The organism is Halomonas sp. 141 (genome assembly GCF_002810305.1).
GTDB classification, from domain to species: Bacteria; Pseudomonadota; Gammaproteobacteria; order Pseudomonadales; family Halomonadaceae; genus Vreelandella; species Vreelandella stevensii.
In genome coordinates this window covers 91144-109067 of sequence record NZ_PINZ01000008.1, presented here as the reverse complement: position 1 = coordinate 109067, position 17924 = coordinate 91144, and the positions used below count along the sequence as shown (strand labels likewise).

General features: G+C 61.6%; 14 protein-coding genes and 1 tRNA gene. 7 read left to right on the top strand and 8 right to left on the bottom strand.

The genetic code is table 11. The annotated features are described in order from the left end of the window. Positions 1-2: 2 nt before the first annotated feature. Positions 3-75: transfer RNA gene (locus CWI66_RS06135), tRNA-Glu, on the bottom strand. Positions 76-203: 128 nt separating this feature from the next. Here CWI66_RS06135 and CWI66_RS18310 point away from each other — a divergent pair. The 5 genes from CWI66_RS18310 to htpX all read left to right on the top strand — a co-directional run bounded on the left by CWI66_RS18310 (position 204) and on the right by htpX (position 4844). Beyond that, complete coding sequence (locus CWI66_RS18310; RefSeq protein WP_232710762.1) at positions 204-947, top strand: TRAP transporter small permease subunit; 744 nt, start codon at positions 204-206, stop codon at positions 945-947. Between the two features lie 109 nt (positions 948-1056). Further along, complete coding sequence (gene msrB / locus CWI66_RS06120; RefSeq protein WP_016914471.1) at positions 1057-1455, top strand: peptide-methionine (R)-S-oxide reductase MsrB; 399 nt, start codon at positions 1057-1059, stop codon at positions 1453-1455. A 94-nt stretch (positions 1456-1549) separates the two neighbouring features. Then, on the top strand, positions 1550-2509 hold the full coding sequence (gene ylqF, locus CWI66_RS06115; protein ID WP_081137518.1) for a ribosome biogenesis GTPase YlqF: 960 nt from the start codon (positions 1550-1552) through the stop codon (positions 2507-2509). Between the two features lie 55 nt (positions 2510-2564). Beyond that, the gene (locus CWI66_RS06110; RefSeq protein WP_016914473.1) at positions 2565-3812 is read left to right on the top strand and encodes a pyridoxal phosphate-dependent aminotransferase; all 1248 of its coding nucleotides are present in this window, start codon (positions 2565-2567) and stop codon (positions 3810-3812) included. 126 nt (positions 3813-3938) lie between these two features. Further along, positions 3939-4844 carry a protease HtpX gene (gene htpX, locus CWI66_RS06105; RefSeq protein WP_100731201.1) on the top strand — a complete coding sequence of 302 codons (906 nt, stop codon included), beginning with the start codon at positions 3939-3941 and terminating at the stop codon, positions 4842-4844. A gap of 77 nt (positions 4845-4921) precedes the next feature. Here the strand turns inward: htpX and pdxB are convergent, their stop codons facing one another. Then, entirely contained in the window at positions 4922-6067 is a 1146-nt protein-coding gene (gene pdxB / locus CWI66_RS06100; RefSeq protein ID WP_100731200.1) for a 4-phosphoerythronate dehydrogenase PdxB, read from the bottom strand. An 84-nt stretch (positions 6068-6151) separates the two neighbouring features. Between pdxB and CWI66_RS06095 the strand changes: the two genes are divergently transcribed. Then, positions 6152-6433 (top strand): hypothetical protein, encoded by a 282-nt coding sequence (locus CWI66_RS06095; protein WP_026001780.1) that lies wholly within the window; start codon positions 6152-6154, stop codon positions 6431-6433. Positions 6434-6439: 6 nt separating this feature from the next. Here CWI66_RS06095 and CWI66_RS06090 read toward each other — a convergent pair whose 3' ends face one another. After that, positions 6440-6775, bottom strand: coding sequence for a glutaredoxin family protein (locus CWI66_RS06090; protein ID WP_016914477.1), 336 nt, complete (start codon positions 6773-6775; stop codon positions 6440-6442). Further along, complete coding sequence (rlmKL, locus tag CWI66_RS06085; RefSeq protein ID WP_100731199.1) at positions 6768-8978, bottom strand: bifunctional 23S rRNA (guanine(2069)-N(7))-methyltransferase RlmK/23S rRNA (guanine(2445)-N(2))-methyltransferase RlmL; 2211 nt, start codon at positions 8976-8978, stop codon at positions 6768-6770. The genes CWI66_RS06090 and rlmKL overlap by 8 nt, the downstream gene beginning before the upstream one ends. A gap of 410 nt (positions 8979-9388) precedes the next feature. Here rlmKL and rmf point away from each other — a divergent pair, with 410 nt between their 5' ends. Beyond that, a complete protein-coding gene (gene rmf / locus CWI66_RS06080) occupies positions 9389-9598 on the top strand; it encodes a ribosome modulation factor (protein WP_016914479.1) in 210 nt (69 codons plus the stop codon). Positions 9599-9717: 119 nt separating this feature from the next. Here the strand turns inward: rmf and CWI66_RS06075 are convergent, their stop codons facing one another. From CWI66_RS06075 to murI, 4 genes are all read right to left on the bottom strand, one after another. Further along, the gene (locus CWI66_RS06075) at positions 9718-10743 is read right to left on the bottom strand and encodes a quinone-dependent dihydroorotate dehydrogenase (RefSeq protein ID WP_100731198.1); all 1026 of its coding nucleotides are present in this window, start codon (positions 10741-10743) and stop codon (positions 9718-9720) included. A gap of 134 nt (positions 10744-10877) precedes the next feature. Next, positions 10878-15701, bottom strand: a complete 4824-nt coding sequence (locus CWI66_RS06070; RefSeq protein WP_100731197.1) for an NAD-glutamate dehydrogenase — start codon at positions 15699-15701, stop codon at positions 10878-10880. Positions 15702-15888: 187 nt separating this feature from the next. Next, positions 15889-16998, bottom strand: coding sequence for a tRNA (uridine(54)-C5)-methyltransferase TrmA (trmA, locus tag CWI66_RS06065; RefSeq protein WP_100731196.1), 1110 nt, complete (start codon positions 16996-16998; stop codon positions 15889-15891). A 49-nt stretch (positions 16999-17047) separates the two neighbouring features. Beyond that, a complete protein-coding gene (gene murI / locus CWI66_RS06060; protein ID WP_100731195.1) occupies positions 17048-17845 on the bottom strand; it encodes a glutamate racemase in 798 nt (265 codons plus the stop codon). Between the last annotated feature and the right edge of the window lie 79 nt (positions 17846-17924).

Sequence of the window (17924 nt, the reverse complement as noted above, 5' to 3'; positions counted from 1 at the left end):
GGCGTCCCATAGGGGGTTCGAACCCCTGTTCCCGCCGTGAAAGGGCGGTGTCCTGGACCACTAGACGAATGGGACGTTTCATTGCCTCGTCGAGGTGGCGCGTATATTAATCAGCGCACCTCTTACTGTCAAGCCCTCTGATATCGAAACGTTTTATGCCTGCGCAACGAAGGTGCCTGAGGGCAACAACCTGCGCGATAACAGTGCACGACATTAGCGCATCCTCACCACACTCCCCCACGGCAGATCTGACATCCACTGCGGGGCTGGTGTTGGGCGCCCCTTCCTTGGCCAAGGCGCAGTCGAGCGAACAGTTCAACTGGCGAATGACCAATGCCTACAGCCCAAGCTCTCCGTTCTATGTAGAAGGGCCCGGCAGCCCGCGGGACGTGATTGCCAAGATCAACGCCATGTCGGGCGGACGGCTCAATATTCAGCACTTTGCAGCAGGAGAACTGATCCTGTGGTCGAAGCGCTGCGTGAAGCCACGATGGATACCCTGGCCACCGAAGCCAACGCCGACTCACTGGTACGCACAGGTGCGGGTGGATGTGTTTTACGAGCGTTTTCCCGCCATCGTTCGGCGCATCACCAAAGTGATCGGCGGTCTGCTGCTATTGGTCATGGGGCTCTACATCGCCTGGCTGACCCTGCCCTGGGTAGAGCAGTCATATCTGCGTAACGAAACCTCACCCAACCCAGGCGGCCTGCCCTTCCGCTGGTTGCTGAAATCGCTCATCCCTCTGGGGTTTCTTCTATTGGCACTACAAGGCCTGGCCACCGGCATGATTTGTGCGTCGGACACGCTGGGGCAAATCATCCTCCCTAGCCTGGTGCTGATTCTGCTGGCGGAGATCCTCGGTGAATCCGTGAGCACCATGTTTGCGGCGGCGCCGCCAGCGTTTAGGCCCGGTACTGGCGCTATCGCCCACTTTCGCACATGCTGAACCTGAGCAGGGCTGCCATTGTCACTGGTATAGCGTCAGGCATAACGGTGGTATCCTGCCTGCCCCATAAGCCTCTGCTTATCAGCAACCGGAGGGAGAGGAGAGCCCCATGGCGAAAATAGCGAAATCCCCTGAAGAATGGCGCCAGCAGTTGACCCCGGAGCAGTACCGCGTCGCCCGGGAGAAGGGTACCGAGCGTCCGTTTACCGGTGACTATCAAGTGAGCGATGCCCAGGGCATCTACCACTGCGTCTGCTGTCATGCGCCGCTGTTCGAGAACGAACACAAGTTCGATGCAGGCTGTGGCTGGCCAAGCTTCGACAGGCCACTGGGCATCCGCTGCGTGGAAGAGCATCGCGATACTTCCCACGGCATGATTCGCACCGAAGTGGTGTGTTCCCACTGCGATGCCCACCTGGGACACGTGTTTCCCGACGGCCCCCCGCAAACGACGGGCCTGCGCTACTGCATCAACTCGGTCTCTTTGGAGTTTCACCCCGACGAATAATTGATCCCAAACGAAGCGCAGCAAGGCGGGCACCATCTGTTAGAATGGCGGCCCGCTTTTTTATGCCGAATGTTAGTGCTTGCAGGAGATCCCCATGCTCGGCTGGTTCCCAGGACACATGAACAAGGCCCGCCGCCAGATCAAGGACGCGCTGCCGGAAATCGATGTCGTGATCGAAGTGCTCGATGCGCGGCTCCCCTACTCCAGCGCCAACCCGATGCTGGCCGAGCTGACCCGCCACAAGCCGGTCCTCAAGATTCTGTCGCGTGCCGACCTGGCCGACCCTGCGCGTACCGACGAGTGGGTCGCGTTTTTCGATGCCCAAGCCGACACACGGGCGCTGGCCATCACCACCACCAACACCCGGGAACTGAAGCGCATTCCCCGGCTTTGCCATGAGCTGGCCGGTGCGGTGCGTGCCGACCGTGATGTTCGTGTGATGGTCATGGGGATTCCCAACGTCGGCAAGTCGACGCTGATCAACGGCCTGGCAGGACGCAAGATCGCCAAGACCGGTAACGAGCCCGCCGTGACCAAGCGCCAGCAAAAGGTACGCATCGATGGCCGCGTGGCACTGATCGATACGCCTGGTGTGCTGTGGCCCAAAATCGAGGATCAGGCCAGTGCCTACCGGCTGGCGGCCAGCGGTGCCATTCGCGACACGGCCATCGAGTATACCGATGTGGCCATGGTGGCCTGTGCCGAACTCGCCAAACGCTACCCCGACGCGCTGACGGCCCGCTACAAGCTCAAGGCGCTGCCCCGCTATGAAGCCCCTGCCACCCCTCAGGCAGAGGTCGATGCCGATGGCCCCCAGAAGCCCGACTTTATGGCCATTGCCGGGTTCGATGGCCACGCCATCCTCACCGAAATTGCCAGCAAGCGCGGTGGTTTGCGCCCTGGCGGCGCCGTGGACCTGCACCGGGGCGCCGAAGTGCTGCTGCATGAACTGCGCGACGGCAAGGTGGGCAGGCTGACGCTGGAAACCCCCGAGGACATTCCACCGCCCGTGGAGCAAATCGACCAAGACAGCTCGCCATCAAGCAACGCATAATGGGCGAATAATCAGTCACTCCCACGGCAATGGACACTTTTGGATAACGCACCCCATGGACACCGCGCAGCCTAACGAATCACACACGCTCAAGAAGTCCCATAAACTGCACAATGTCTGCTATGACATTCGCGGCCCGGTTCTCGACCATGCCAAGCGCCTGGAAGAGGAAGGCCAGCGGATTCTCAAGCTCAACATTGGCAATCCGGCCCCCTTTGGTTTCGAGGCACCGGAAGAGATTCTCCAGGACGTCATGCGCAACCTGCCCACCGCCCAGGGCTACTGTGATTCGAAAGGGCTCTACTCTGCGCGCAAGGCCATCATGCAGGAGTGCCAGCGCAAGCAGATCCCCGGCGTCGGTATCGAAGATATCTATATCGGCAACGGCGTGTCCGAGCTGATCGTCATGGCCATGCAGGCGCTGCTCAACGATGGCGATGAAGTACTGATCCCGGCACCGGACTACCCGCTATGGACCGCTGCTGCCCACCTGTCGGGCGGCCACGGCGTTCACTATCTGTGCGACGAGCAGGCCGACTGGGCGCCGGACATGGCCGACATTCGTGCCAAGGTCACCAGCCGTACCCGGGCCATCGTCATCATCAACCCCAACAACCCCACCGGGGCAGTGTACTCTCCGGAAGTGGTGCGGGAAGTCCTCGAGATCGCCAAACAGCACAATCTGGTGGTATTCTCCGACGAGATCTACGACAAGATTCTCTACGACAGGGTCGAGCACACCGCCACGGGGGCGCTGGCCGACGACGATCAACTGGTCATCACCATGAACGGGCTTTCCAAGAGCTACCGCTGCGCTGGTTTTCGCTCCGGCTGGATGACCATTTCCGGCACGCTGGCCAAACAGCGGGCCAAGGATTTCATTCAGGGCCTGACCATGCTGGCCTCCATGCGGCTGTGCGCCAACGTACCTGCCCAGCACGCCATTCAAACGGCGCTGGGCGGCTACCAGTCCATCAATGACCTGATCCTGCCTGGCGGGCGCCTGCTGGCGCAGCGGGACATCACCATCGAGAAGCTCAACGCCATTCCCGGTGTCTCCTGCGTAACACCCAAAGGGGCGCTCTACGCGTTTCCGCGCCTGGACCCCAAGGTCTTCAATATCAAGAATGACCAGCAGCTGGTGCTGGACCTGTTATTGCAAGAAAAGATCCTGCTGGTGCAAGGCACGGCCTTCAACTGGCCAGACCCGGACCACGTGCGCATCGTGACGCTGCCCTGGGCCGACCAGCTGGGCGACGCACTGGATCGCTTTGCCAATTTCCTGTCACGCTATCGGCAGTAGTTATTTCAGTCTTCATGTCCGTCGCTACAGCATTAAAAACAGCTACTTGAAATTGTAGCGACGGGCACGCATCTAAGCCATATTCCAGCAAGACCCCGCTATAAACCTGAAGGGAGAAACCCACCCATGATGCGAATTATGCTGTTTCTGGCGACCAACCTCGCCGTCGTACTGGTGGCCAGCTTTACGCTGCGCCTGTTCGGCGTCGAGGGCTATCTGCGCAGCCAGGGAATCAACTTCACTGGCCTACTGCTGTTCTGCTTCATCGTCGGCATGGCGGGCTCGATCATCTCGCTGTTCATGTCCAAATGGCTGGCCAAGCGCTCCACGGGCACGGTGATCATCGAAACGCCCTCCAACGCCACCGAAAAGTGGCTGGTGGACACCGTGGCCGAGCTTTCCCGTGAAGCCGGGATCAAGACCCCCGAAGTGGGCATTTTCCCGGCCCAGCAGTCCAATGCATTTGCTACCGGCTGGAACAAGAACGACTCGCTGGTAGCCGTCTCGGCGGGCCTGCTCAACCGCATGCGCCCCGAAGAGGTCCGCGCGGTACTGGCCCACGAGATTGGCCACGTGGCCAACGGCGACATGGTCACCCTGGCACTGATCCAGGGCGTGGTGAACACCTTCGTGATGTTCTTTGCCCGTGCCGTCGCCCACTTGATCGACACCTTCCTGAAAAGCCGCAGCGACGGTGAAGGCGGCCTGGGCTTCATGGGGTATTTTGCGGTGGTCATGATTGCCGAGATCGTGTTTGGCATCCTTGCGTCGGCCATCGTGGCGTGGTTCTCGCGCTACCGCGAATACCGCGCCGACGAAGCGGGTGCACGCTTGGCGGGCACCGGCGCCATGGTCAACGCCTTGGCGCGCCTGAAGGCCGAAACCGAAATGCCCGACCAGATGCCCGACCAGATGCGCGCCATGGCCATCACCAAAGGCCAGACCCGCTCGCTGGTGGAGCGCATGTTCGCCAGCCACCCACCGCTGGACGACCGCATTCGCGCCCTGAAAGAAGCCGCCTACCGTCAGTGATGCTAACCGTCACTTAACGGCAGTCGCTACCATAAGGCCCGCATCGCGGGCCTTATGCGTTTTGTATCCAGCTCTTTTCAGCCGAGCTGGACTTGAAAACCGGCAGCTTCCAAAGGCGCACACAGTGGCTGGGCATCTTCTTTCAACAGCACACTCAGCGTGGCAAACTCGCGACGCAGCGGGTAATGGGCGCGGCAGTGATCGAACCCCTTGGCAACCCCTTGCTGCATCACGTTACGCTGCAGCGTGTCGTGGTCACGGCGCACGTCATACACCGCTCGGATACATAGCCGCAGTGCCTCTTCAACGGGCAGTGCCTGTGAGAGGGTCAGCGAGGCCAGCACCGGGGGCGGGCACAAGTCACTGAATGCCAGGCCGGAGGGGCGGCCTTCATGTGCCGCCAGCGCCTGCTGAATCATCCAGGTGCCGCGCAGCTTGCCGTCCAGGCTGTGGCCGGCAATGTGCGGGGTTGCCAAGGCCACCAGATCCCTCAGGCCGGCATCGATGCCAGGCTCCTCCTCCCACACATCGAGAATGGCAGAGATGTCGCCCTTGCCTGCCAGGCGGCTGCGCAGTGCCAGCCCATCGATGCAGTCCCCGCGCCCGGCGTTGAGCAGTACCGTTTGCGGGGCCAGTTCCTGGAGCCGCTCGGCGTTCAACAAATGGTACGTTGCGTGGGGGCCGTGCTTGACCAGCGGCGTATGTAGGCAAATGACATCGCATTGCTCGATCAGGGTATCCAGGTCTACGAAGCCCTCAGGCCCTTCCTGCTCGGCGCGGGGCGGGTCACATACCAGCACTTCCATGCCCAGTGCACTCAGCCGCGTCAGCAAGCGGCTGCCGACGTTACCGGCCCCGACGACTCCCACACGGCGCGACAGCAGCGGCCACCCTTCCCGCTCGCTCACGGTCAACAGGCTGCTGAGCACATAGTCCACCACGGCGTCGGCATTACAGCCAGGCGCACTGGCAAACCCGATGCCCTGGGCTGAGAGGTAGTTCAAGTCGATATGATCGGTGCCGATGGTGCAGGTGCCGACGAAAGCAACACGGCTGTTGGCCAGCAAGGCCTCATCGACCCGGGTGATGGAGCGCACGATGAGCGCGTCGGCATCGGCCACGTCGGCCGCGCGAATCTCGCGCCCGGGCAGGCGGTGCAAGGTGCCCAGCCCACCAAAGCACGCGTCGGCGGCGGGGATGTTGGCATCGATGACAAGTTTCATAGGCGTTTTGATTTCCGGGCTTTACAATACGCCCGCAACGGCTTGCTGTGCAGGCGTGAACATGATGGCGTTAAGGAGATGGGTGTGATCGTACGCTGGGAAACCGACCATGACTATGTGTTGGTGCACATTCACCAGGATATGTTCGGCGACTGGATTTTCAGCCGCGCCTGGGGGCAGATCGGCACCCAGTTTGGCGGGCTGAAACATCAGTTGGCCGACACCCTGGCGCAGGCACAGATGTGGCTGGAGGACGAGTCCACCATCCAGACCTCGCGAGGCTTTCGCAAGGTCCTGGAAGCCGCCGACCACACCCCCGAAGGCCAAGAGGCCATGCGCCAGCTGTCGCTGCTGAATGTGCTGTAGGCACGCCTACCCCAGAAACCGACGCCCATTACGCTGGTGCACCCCCACCGGGGGCGTCGGGGCAGGCGGGTTGGTCAGGGACGCCAGCGCCGCTTCGTCCAGCCAGCCTCGCTGCTCCAGCCATTGGCTCAGCCGCACCAGATCAAAGCCACGGTCCAGCTCTTCCCCCTGCTCATCCAGCAACACCGGTATACGCACGCCGTAGCGCTCGACCAGCGCGTCGTCTTCGCTGATTTCGATACGTCGCAAGTCCACTGGCTGGTTGGCCAGGGTGGTCACCAGCGCTTCGAGTTGAGCGCACAGGTGGCAGCCCAGAGTGGTGTAGATGGAGAGTTTAATCATCGGCTCGGCTCTTGATCAAAAAGACGTGATGCAGGTTGGTGCGACGCTGGAAATCCGGGTCGAAGGTGCGCGCGGTGATCTCCTCCACTGCGTAACGCTGCACCAGCGCGTCGTCCAGTTTGAAACGCCGCTGGTTATTCGAGAACACCAGCACGCCACCCGGCGCCAGGCGCGCCATGGCCAGCTCGACCAGCCTTGGGTGATCCCGCTGGATGTCCAGCGTATCGCGCATCTTCTTGGAGTTCGAGAACGTCGGCGGGTCCATGAAGATCAGATCGAAATCGGCATTGGCCGTTTCCAGCCAGCGGAAGCAGTCGTCCCTGACCACCCGGTGCCGTCGGTGATCCAGTTGATTCAGGCTGAAGTTGTCTCTGGCCCACTCCAGGTAGGTGTTGGACATGTCGACGCTGACGCTGTCGCTGGCCCCGCCTAGCGCGGCCTGTACGGTGGCCGTGGCGGTGTAGCAGAACAGGTTCAGGAAGCGCTTGCCGCTGGCCATGTCGCCCAGCATACGCCGTACGGGGCGGTGGTCGAGAAACAGCCCGGTGTCCAGGTAGTCGCGCAGGTTGACCCACAGCCGCGCACTCCCCTCACGCACTTCGAAACGCTCGCCGCTGGCATCGCGCTTCTGGTACTGGGCGGCGCCGGTTTGCCGCTCACGACGCTTCACATAAATCTTGCTGGGGTCCACGTCCAGCGCCTCAGGCAGCACTTCCAGCGCGTCGAACAGCCGCTTTTGTGCCTGAGCAGGGTTCACGGAGCCCGGCGCGGCATACTCCTGCACGTGAACGCGGTCGCCATAGCGGTCGATGGCCAGCGCATACTCCGGCATATCGGCATCGTAGAGGCGATAGCAGGTTTCACCGCTCTGCTTGAGCCACTTTTTCAGGCGTTTCTGGTTCTTTGCCAAGCGGTTGGCAAACATCTGGGCATTTTCCGACACCGCTGGCTTGGCAGGCCGTTCCGGCGCCGGGGCCTCTGCCGTGGCGGGATTGGTGGGCGCGGCGGGCTGTCTGGCTGCGCCGATCTGCATCATCAGCAGCTTGGCATCCAGCGCACCATTCTTCAGCGCATACTGCTTATGGGCGCGCAGCCCCAAGCGATGCCCCAGGTCCGGATTGCCGGTGAACAGCGCCAGCATCCAGCCGGGGAACAGCGCCTTGGCCTTTTCCCCCAGCTGGGCATAGAGCCTGACCAGTTCCGGCAATTCGCCCAAACGCTCGCCGTAGGGCGGGTTGGTGATCAACAGGCCCTGCTCGGCGGTGAGGTCGGCGGGGCGAGTGAGCTGGGCCAGGCTTTGGCCATGCAGACTGATCAGCGCAGGAATGCCCGCACGCATGGCGTTCGACTTGGCGGCACTCAGCGCTGCAGGGCTTTGGTCGAAGCCGACCAGTGGGTTCCTGCAGCGCTTGCGGCCAATTGACGCCCGCGCTTCGGCTTCGCGCTTGAACTCACTCCAGAGCGCAGGCTCATGCCCCGCCCAGCCATGAAAGCCGAAACGCTCACGGTTGAGGTTGGGGGCCTGGTCGGCGGCCATCAACGCGGCCTCGATCAGCAGAGTGCCAGCCCCGCACAAAGGGTCTAGCAAAGGCTCGCCAGCCCTGGCGCGCTCGGGCCAGCCTGCACGTACCAGCAAGGCAGCGGCCAGGTTCTCCTTGAGCGGCGCATGCCCGACGTCACGCCGGTAGCCGCGCCGGTGAAGGCTCTCACCGGAGAGGTCAATACCCAGGCTCAGGTTGGCGCGATGCAGGTGCGCATAAAGGCGCAGGTCTGGCGTTTTGGTATCCACATTGGGGCGCTCCTGCCCCGAGAGCTGTAGCGAGTCCACCACCCCGTCCTTGACGGTTTGCGCGCCAAACCGGGTGTGGCGAATGTGCTCACTGCGGCCATGAAAATCCACCGCCAGGGTGCGTCCTGGTGCCAGATGCTGACGCCAGGCAATGCGTGCTACCACATCGCGCACCTGCTCGGCGGTCTCGATCATGCTTTCCCGGGCCAGCAGCAGAATGACGCGGTTGGCTAGTCGCGACCACAGGCAGACCCGATAGGCGGTGGCCTGGTCGGCAGTGAAATAGACACCGGCCACGGTGGTTTTACCAGGCTCGGCGCCTAGCGCTTGCAGCTCGTCTGCCAGCAGGCCTTCGATGCCTTTGGGGCAGGTGGCCAGCAGATTCAAAGAGGGTGTTTGGCTCAGCTCGGTCATGTTCTTCGCCGCGCGTCACCGCGCGATATTCCTGTATATGTCAAATGAGTTTACGTCTTATGACAATTTGATGGTCGACAAGTGACCCCATGATGGTCTATCAATAAAAGGGTAGCTACTAAAAACGCATGCGTTGCTTGTCTGGGTCATTACTGTGCACTTCCGCAAGGAGACTCCTGTAACGACCCACGGCTTGTCGAGTCAGCGGCTTTACCTGTTCAGCACGTGAGTGCTAGACACCAAGGTACTGGCGAAGACTCACTCTTGGACTTGAAGTCACCTCTCGAAGCAGAGTTGGCAGCAATGGTCGGCGTCGTGATGACGCTTGAAAGGAGCTCGGTGAATAATGAGCTGCCCAATTGCTGGCTGTTTGCTTCTTATCAAAGGTTTTCGTGAAAAGAGGTTAGCCAATGAAACGACAAAAACGTGATCGCTTCCAGCGGGCTTATGTTCACGGCTATAAAGCGGGTGTTACGGGTCGCTCCCGTGATGATTGCCCCAGTCAAGATGTCAATTTACGCGAATACTGGATGAGCGGTTGGCGTGAAGGTCGCGGAGACCAGTGGGATGGCATGGTCGGCGTTTCCGGCATCCATAAAAACCCCATGGTCATGACCTGATTTATTTACCTTTTACACGGACATTTGGAGTACGGAGCCCGCTCGCCAGCGGGCTTTTTATTGCCTACCCCTTTATTGCCCACCCCTTTATTGCCCACCTATCCCCCGCGCCTTCCCTATTAGTGGGCAGAAGCCTGCTCCTTGAGCGCCTCGGCACACTGTTTCACCAGCGTCGGCCCCTGATAAATCAAGCCTGAATAGAGTTGCACCAGGTCGGCACCTGCCTCGATTTTCGCTTGCGCTGCCGACGCGCTGTCGATGCCGCCCACGCCAATGATCGGCAGGTCAGGCAGTTCGGCACGCAGCAGCCGGATGACCGTATTGGAAGCCTCGAACACCGGTCGGCCCGATAACCCACCGGCTTCCTGCGCCTGGGGGTCCTGCTGAACGGCCTCACGAGACACCGTGGTATTGGTGGCAATCACGCCATCCAGCCCATTGCGAGAAATACTGCCCGCCACCAGCGCCACTTCCTCTGCGTTCATGTCGGGGGCGATCTTCACCAGCAGCGGCACCTTGCGGCCCAGCGCGTTGTCCAGCGCCTGGCTGCGGGCACGAATCGGCCCCAGCAGGGCATCCAACTGCTCGCCGAACTGCAGCGTGCGCAGCCCCGGCGTGTTGGGCGACGAGATATTGACCGCGATATAATCGGCCACCCCATGCACGGCGTCGAGACACAGCAGATAGTCATCCAGCGCCTGCTCCACCGAGGTGGTCAAATTCTTGCCGATGTTGATGCCTACGATACCGCCGTAGTGGCGCTTCTTGACCTGTGCCACCAGGTGCTCGACGCCCTTGTTGTTGAAACCGAAGCGGTTGATGATGGCCCCGTGTTCGGCCAGGCGAAACAGACGCGGCCTGGGGTTGCCCGGCTGCGCTTTCGGCGTGACAGTGCCCACTTCCACGAAACCAAAGCCCAGCTCACCCAGGGCATCCAGGTGATCGGCATTCTTGTCCAGACCGGCTGCCAGGCCGACGCGATTGGCAAAGCGCAGCCCCATCAGCTCGACCGGGTCGCTGACCGGCTCGCCATACAGCCGCTTCACGCCACCGACTCGGTGCAGCGTATCCAGCGCGCCAAGCGCCAGACCGTGGGACGTTTCCGCATCCAGGCGGAACATGAGCGAGCGGGCAAGGGTATACATCAGCGAGACACTCCTGGGCGATGGGCTGTTGGCGAGGCGGCCGCAGTATAACGCACTTGGCCCAGCGAGGCAGAATGAAAAGGCCGCGCCCTGGTGAACCAGGGCGCGGCCTTGAGTGGGCCTTTCGTCAGGCGTCAGGCTTCGCTGTCGCTCTCGGCCAGGTCCACCAGCTCACGGACGGCGACCGCAAACAGGGCAAAACCGCCTTCGCTGCCGCTACGCACCTCTTCGATCAAGCGGCACCAGCGACGATGCAACTCGGCGTGCTGCTCCAGCCACTGAGCCACGCGCTCCTGGGTGTCGCGGCTGCCCGCTTCCAGTTTCAATACGCTGGTGGTCAGCGCCAGCTGCTGGCGATCGATATCGTCACGGAAGGTTTCACGGGCCTGTGCCTGCCAGGCATCGCGCACTTCCAGCTGGGTGACCTGCTGGATCATCCACGGTAGCTCCAGACGGCTGCCAATCTCGTGGAAGACTTCCGCCACCCGCTGGGGCTTCTCGTTGGTCAAGCGGGCAGCCTGAATGATCCCCAGGCTGGCGTACAGGCGCGGTGCCGCAGCCACCGTGGCGGCCAGGGACTCCGGTACCCCGGCTTGCTCCAGCTCGTCACAGCGCGCTTGCCACTCCTGCTGCTCTTCACCGCTGAGCAGCTCACCGATGCTCTCCTGCAGCTGCGCCAGACGCGGTCCGAAGTACTCGATGGTGTCCTGGGTCGACAGCCCCAGATGCTGACGCAGGAACCAGCGGGTGGCACGACGTACCAGGCGCATCAGATCCAGCATCATGGAGTACTGCACCCGGCTGGAGACCTGATTGTCCAGCGCTTCGATTTGCGCCCACAGGTCCGCCAGGTTGAAGGCATCGCGGGCGACCACGTAGGCCCGGGCAATATCGGCCCGGCCGGCGCCGGTGGAGTCCATCAAGCGGCGCACAAAGACGATGCCCATGTGGTCGACCAGGTCGTTGGCGACCTGAGTGGCCACGATCTCACGCTTCAGGCGGTGCTCGTACATCTCGCCCTGGTAGCGCTCGGTGAGCACCGCCGGGAAGAGCCGCTCGAGATGGCGGTGGATGTAGGGGTCGTCGGGCACCTCGGAGTTGATCAAATCACCCTTCAAGGTGCTCTTGGCGTAGGAGATCAGCACCGAGAGTTCCGGCAAGCGCATGCCCTGGTCGCTGCTGGCACGCTCCTTGAGCACCTCGTCGGTGGGCAGGAACTCCAGCTCGCGGTCGATCTGCCCAGCGGCTTCCAGTTCGCTGATGAAGCGGCGATACGGCCCCATGCCCTGATGGGAAAGAATTTCCGACAGGTCCAGCGCCTGGGTCTGGCGATAGTTGTCCAGAATGACCAGGTTGGCCACTTCGTCGGTCATGTCGGCCAGCAGCTGGTTGCGCTGCTTGTCGGTCATGTCGCCACGCTTGACCACTTCGTCGATCAATATCTTGATATTGACCTCATGGTCGGAGCAGTTGACGCCCCCGGCATTGTCGATGAAGTCGGTGTACACCCGCACGCCGTTGGCGGCTGCTTCCATCCGGCCACGCTGGGTGAGACCCAGGTTACCGCCTTCTCCCACGACTCGGCAGTTCAGCTCCTTGCCGTTGATACGCAGCGCATCGTTGGCCTTGTCGCCCACGTCGGCATCGGTTTCATCGGCGCTTTTCACGTAGGTGCCGATACCGCCGTTCCAGATCAGGTCGACCTGGGCCTTGAGCATGGCGCGAATCAGATCATTGGGCGACAGGCGCGCCTCGGTGATTCCGAACACCTGCTGCATTTCCGGGCTGATGGCGATGGATTTGGCACTGCGGCTGAACACCCCGCCCCCTTGAGAGATCAGCTCGGCGCTGTAATCTTCCCAGCTGGAGCGCGGCAGGTCGAACAGCCGTTGACGCTCGGCAAACGCCGCTGCCGCATCAGGGTTGGGGTCGACGAAGATATGCAGGTGGTTGAACGCCCCCACCAGTTGGATCTTGTCCGACAGCAGCATGCCGTTGCCGAACACGTCCCCCGCCATGTCACCGATGCCCACCACGGTAAACAGGTCCTGCTGGGTGTTCACGCCCAGGTTGCGGAAGTGGCGCTTGACCGACTCCCAGGCGCCCCGTGCGGTGATCGCCATTTTCTTGTGGTCGTAGCCGTTGGCGCCGCCCGAGGCGAACGCATCCCCCAGCCAGTGGCCATACTCGACGGAAATGGCGTTGGCGATATCCGAGAACGTTGCGGTGCCCTTGTCGGCAGCCACCACCAGGTAGGTGTCGTCGTCATCGTGGCGCACCACGTTCTTCGGCGGCACGACCTCTCCTGCGACCAGATTATCGGTGACGTCCAGCAGCGCCCGAATAAAGATCTGGTAGCAGGCAATGCCCTCTTTCTGCTGGGTTTCACGGTCGGCATTTTCAGGCATGCGTTTGCACACGAAGCCGCCCTTGGCGCCTACCGGCACGATGACCGCGTTCTTCACCTGCTGCGCCTTGACCAGTCCCAGCACTTCGGTACGGAAATCTTCCAGACGATCCGACCAGCGCAGGCCACCGCGCGCCACCTTGCCACCTCGCAGGTGCACGCCTTCGACACGGGGCGAGCAGACGAAAATCTCGTAGGCCGGACGCGGCTTGGGCATACCGGTCACTTTCGACGGCTCCAGCTTGTAGGCAATGTAATCCTTGAAGCGGCCATCGTCGGTCTTCTGATAATAGTTGGTGCGCAGCGTGGCCTGGATCAGCTCCATGAAACGGCGCAGCAGCTGGTCGTCATTGAGACTGGCAACGCCTTCCAGGTGCTCGTTCAGACGCGCCAGACAGTCGTCGGTCTGGCCGGGCTGCTGTTGGACCGGGTCGAAGCGCAGGCGGAACAGCTCTACCAGCGTCTGGGTGATCACCGGATAGTTGGCCAACGTGGCGGCAATGTAATCCTGGGACATGCCAAAGCGAATCTGCTTCAGGTAACGCGCGTAGCCGCGCAGCATGGCCACTTCCCGCCAGTCCAGACCGGCCCCGACGATCAGGCGATTGAAGGCATCGTTATCGGCCTCGCCGGCCCAGATACGCTTGAACGCTTCGCTGAACGTGTCGCGCATGTCGCCCAGATTGGCGCCCTGACTATGCTCCAGCTCGAAGTCGTGTATCCAGTAGCGCTGCTGAGGCGCGTTGATGTCGTAGGGGCGCTCGCCGATCACCCGCAGGCCGAGATTCTCCATCATCGGCAGCACGTCCGAGAGCGGGATCTGCGATTCGCGATGGAACAGCTTCAGGTTCATGCCCCCTGCCTGCTCTTCCAGCGGACGATACAGGGAGAGCGAAAGGGTGTCGCCATTGTCCAAATTCAGCAGGTGCTGAATGTCGAATACCGCCGTGCGGGCGTTGAAGTCTTCGCGGTAGCTGGCCGAGAAGGCATCGTGGAAGTTATCCAGCAGGTGGTTGGCGCGCTCTTCTCCAAACCCTTCGATCATGGCCGCGTGCAGGTCGTCACGCCAGCTGCGCGACAGCCGTGCCACTTTGCCCTCCAGACGCTTCAGGTCGTACTGGCTGGGCGTGTCGCCATTGAAGCGCAGGATCAGCTGAATACGCGCCAGCACCGATTCGGAGAGGTAAGTGTTGAAATCGCCAAAGTGCGCATCCAGCTCGTCGCACAGCATGTTCTGAATACGCTGGCGCAGGTCGGTCGAGAACACGTCGCGGGGCACGAAGACCAGGCAGGAGTAGAACTTGCCGCTGACATCGGCGCGGATGAACAGGCGTACCTGACGGCGCTCACGGATGTTCAAGATGCCCAGTGAGGTAGTGGCCAGCTCGTCGGTGCCGATCTGGAACAGATCATCCCGCGGGTACACTTCCAGCACCTGCAGCAGCTGCTTGCCATTGTGGCCCTGAGGGTTGAACCCGGCGATGTCGGTCACGGCTTTCAGCTTGCGACGCAGTAGCGGAATGTTGCGCGGCGACTCGTTATAGACGGTCGCGGTGAACAGACCAAAGAAGCGACGCTCGCCGATCACGTTGCCATCATCATCGTAGCGGTCCACGGTGATGTAGTCGGGGTACGTAGGACGATGCACGCGAGAGTGATGGGCGCTCTTGGCAAACGAGAGCAGCTGCGGCACCAGCACGTAGTCATTGTGCTCATCCACCCCCTCTTCGGTGCGAATGCGCTCCCGGTAGCGGGGCTGGTCCAGGCGGAACACGCCCAACACGCTGTTGGGATCACGCTGCAGCTCGCTGCCTTCCAGCAGGTACTCGTCATACCCCAGGAATGTGAAGTTGTCCTTCAACAGCCACTCGAGAAACGCAATCGCTTCTTCGTGGTCGTCGGGGTCGATCTGCGGCGGGCAGTTCTTTTCCAGCTCCTGGATGGCGGAGGTGATCTGCCCGCACATGGCGTCGTAATCACCCACTGCCGTGCGCACGTCGCGCAGCACTTCGTGCAGGTTGCGCTCGATATTGGCCAGGGATTCAGGATCGGTATGACGATCCACCTCGATGACGATCAAGGATTCGCGGGCCTCGGGGGCATGCTCATCCTTGGGCGAGGTCAGTACCTTGAGCTGGTGCTGGCCATCGCGGGCAACCGCAAACACTGCGTTCTGAATGGCATGTACGGTCAATCCGCGCCGATTGAGCTCGATACGTACCGAGTCGACCAGAAACGGCATGTCTTCATGCAGCACGGCCACGAAGGTGTGGTTGGACTGCCAGCCGTGCTCTTCGAAATCGGGGTTGAAGATACGCACTTTAGGGTGTTGACGGTCATGATGCTGGAGAAACTGCCAGATCGAGAGCGTGGCCCCATAGAGGTCGTCAAGACGACGGTCGATCAGGTCCTCGACCGGCACCGTCGCGTAGAAATGGCGCGCGAAGGCTTCGACATCCGCCGCTCGCGCAGGCTCCAGTCGCGCTTCCAGGCGCTCTTGTAGCTGCTTCAAAAGATCCCGCCGACTCTCTTCAATCGCAACGTAATGCATCCATCACCTCGACTGCCTGGGGCCACAACCTGGGCCAAAAAAACGAAGGACAATAGGCCTTTAGGCCACGCTACCAGATAGCTTACGCTACCCTCGTCCAGCACCCTAACCATCTGGCATGTTATTCATGGTGTATGCCGCTTGTGCATCATAAGCACTATTGACAAGCGGCCCATGACACTTGCGTTCAAGCGCTACGCCGTGTCAACAGCACCCCGCACTCACAGTGATGGGTAAACGGAAACTGGTCGAACAACGCAAAACGCTCGATCTGATGGGTTTTGGTGAGCTGCGCCAAATTGTCGGCAAGCGTGACCGGGTTGCATGAAATATAGACGATTTGCGCGTACTCGCTGAGCTGTTCGCAGCTCTGCTCGTCCAACCCGGCTCTGGGCGGGTCGACCAGCACGGTGGAGAAACGGTAATCGTCCAGCCCCATCTCCGCCACTCGCCGTCCGGCTTTTTCGCCTTTCAGCGCCAGCGCAAACTCCTCTGCCGACATGCGCGCCACGTGCGCGTTGTTGATCCCGTTGGCTTCAAGGTTGACATTGGCGCTGGCCACCGAGGTGCGCGAGATTTCCGTGGCCAGCACGCGCCGGAAATTCTCCGCCAGCGCAATGGTGAAGTTGCCATTTCCGCAATAAAGCTCGACCAGGTCTTCCTGCTGACGTCCGGCCGTCACTTCACGGGCCCAGCTCAACATCGTTTGGCAGATATGCGCATTGGGCTGGGTAAAACTGTTTTCGACCTGCTGATAGTGCAGCGTACGACCATCCACCTCCAGGCGCTCCCAGACGTGGTCACGGCTGAGCACCAGGCGCTGTTTGCGCGAACGGCCAATGATCATGATGTCCAGCTCGGCTTCCAGAGCACGCGCCTGCTCTTCCCAGGCGTCGTCCAGCGGACGATGGTAAATCAGCGTGACCAGCGCTTCTCCCGACAGCGTGGTCAGAAACTCCACCTGAAACAGCCGGCGGCGCAGCACATCGCTGGCCAGAAAGGCATCCCGCAACTGCGGCATCAGCTCGTTGATGCGTTCGCTGGCCACGGCAAACTGGTCCAGACGAATGACCCGCTTCTGTTTGGGGTTGTCAGAGTCGACCTCGAACATGGCATAGAACAGATCATCGTCTTCATGCCAGATACGAAACTCGCAGCGCTGCCGATAATGGCTGGCGGGCGAGGGATACACTTCGAGCCCAGGCGGCGCAAAGTCCGCGAACATCTGTTCCACGTAGGCTTGTTTGTCAGCCAGCTGTTCGGCGTAGCGTGCCGGATCGACGGTAGGGATGGCCAAGGTGGCTCCTATTGACTGGAAAATTGAACTTAGCGGCAGCGGCTCACCGTTAATCAGCGTCGGGCAGCGCGAGCAGCTGGGGGGCACTGAAACCGTACCGCGCCATGCCATCGGCCAGGGCAGCAGCGGGCGCCGTGGTAAAACAACGGCCATCCGGCACGCTGCTGATCAGCGTGGCGGCTACCTGTCCAACGCGCCGCGCGATGGCGTCTCCAGAGTCCACCCAGGCCAGCGGTACGGGGGAGAGTGACACCAGCAGCGGCTGCAGCAACGGAAAGTGCGTGCACCCCAATACCACGGTATCCAGGGCAGGGGTCGCCTGGGTCGCCTCCCAAAGCGGGGCTAACGCCTGCTGAATATGAGCGGCGTTCAGCGGCTTTCCCGCCAACCAGGCTTCGGCTTCCACTACCAGCGGGTCTGCTGCCAGCCGCGTGACGCGGCAGTCGCTGGCGAAGCTTTCGATCAATCCTTGGGTGTAGGGGCGGTTGACCGTGGCCGAGGTAGCCAGCAGGCCAATATGGCGCGTCGTGCTGAGCTGCGCGGCGGGCTTGATGGCGGGCACCGTACCAATCACCGGCACCGACAGCGCCTGACGCAGCGCTTCCAGCGCCAGCGTGCTGGCCGTGTTACACGCCACCACCAGCACGCTGGCCTGGCAGGCGGCCACGGCGGCCTGGCAAACGTCCACGATACGCTTGGCCAGTACCACGTCATCGCGCAGACCGTAAGGAAGCCAGGCATTATCGCAGGCGTAACACAGCGAGGCGTGGGGGTAGTGCTGACGCAGCGACTGAGCCACGGAGAGCCCACCCACCCCCGAGTCGAATACCAGTACGGGGCCGGGCATCAGTGGTTACCCAGCCGATCAATCGATATTGGGGATACGTTGCCCACCCTGCGCTGCCCTCTTTGCATGAACGTTTGCA

What these genes read in the sequence shown, in the direction of transcription:
- msrB (WP_016914471.1), top strand. Translation starts at nt 1,057, where the DNA reads ATGGCGAAAATAGCGAAATCCCCTGAAGAATGGCGCCAGCAGTTGACC.
- ylqF (WP_081137518.1), top strand. Translation starts at nt 1,550, where the DNA reads ATGCTCGGCTGGTTCCCAGGACACATGAACAAGGCCCGCCGCCAGATC.
- CWI66_RS06110 (WP_016914473.1), top strand. Translation starts at nt 2,565, where the DNA reads ATGGACACCGCGCAGCCTAACGAATCACACACGCTCAAGAAGTCCCAT.
- htpX (WP_100731201.1), top strand. Translation starts at nt 3,939, where the DNA reads ATGATGCGAATTATGCTGTTTCTGGCGACCAACCTCGCCGTCGTACTG.
- pdxB (WP_100731200.1), bottom strand. Translation starts at nt 6,067, where the DNA reads ATGAAACTTGTCATCGATGCCAACATCCCCGCCGCCGACGCGTGCTTT.
- CWI66_RS06090 (WP_016914477.1), bottom strand. Translation starts at nt 6,775, where the DNA reads ATGATTAAACTCTCCATCTACACCACTCTGGGCTGCCACCTGTGCGCT.
- rlmKL (WP_100731199.1), bottom strand. Translation starts at nt 8,978, where the DNA reads ATGACCGAGCTGAGCCAAACACCCTCTTTGAATCTGCTGGCCACCTGC.
- rmf (WP_016914479.1), top strand. Translation starts at nt 9,389, where the DNA reads ATGAAACGACAAAAACGTGATCGCTTCCAGCGGGCTTATGTTCACGGC.
- CWI66_RS06075 (WP_100731198.1), bottom strand. Translation starts at nt 10,743, where the DNA reads ATGTATACCCTTGCCCGCTCGCTCATGTTCCGCCTGGATGCGGAAACG.
- CWI66_RS06070 (WP_100731197.1), bottom strand. Translation starts at nt 15,701, where the DNA reads ATGCATTACGTTGCGATTGAAGAGAGTCGGCGGGATCTTTTGAAGCAG.
- murI (WP_100731195.1), bottom strand. Translation starts at nt 17,845, where the DNA reads ATGCCCGGCCCCGTACTGGTATTCGACTCGGGGGTGGGTGGGCTCTCC.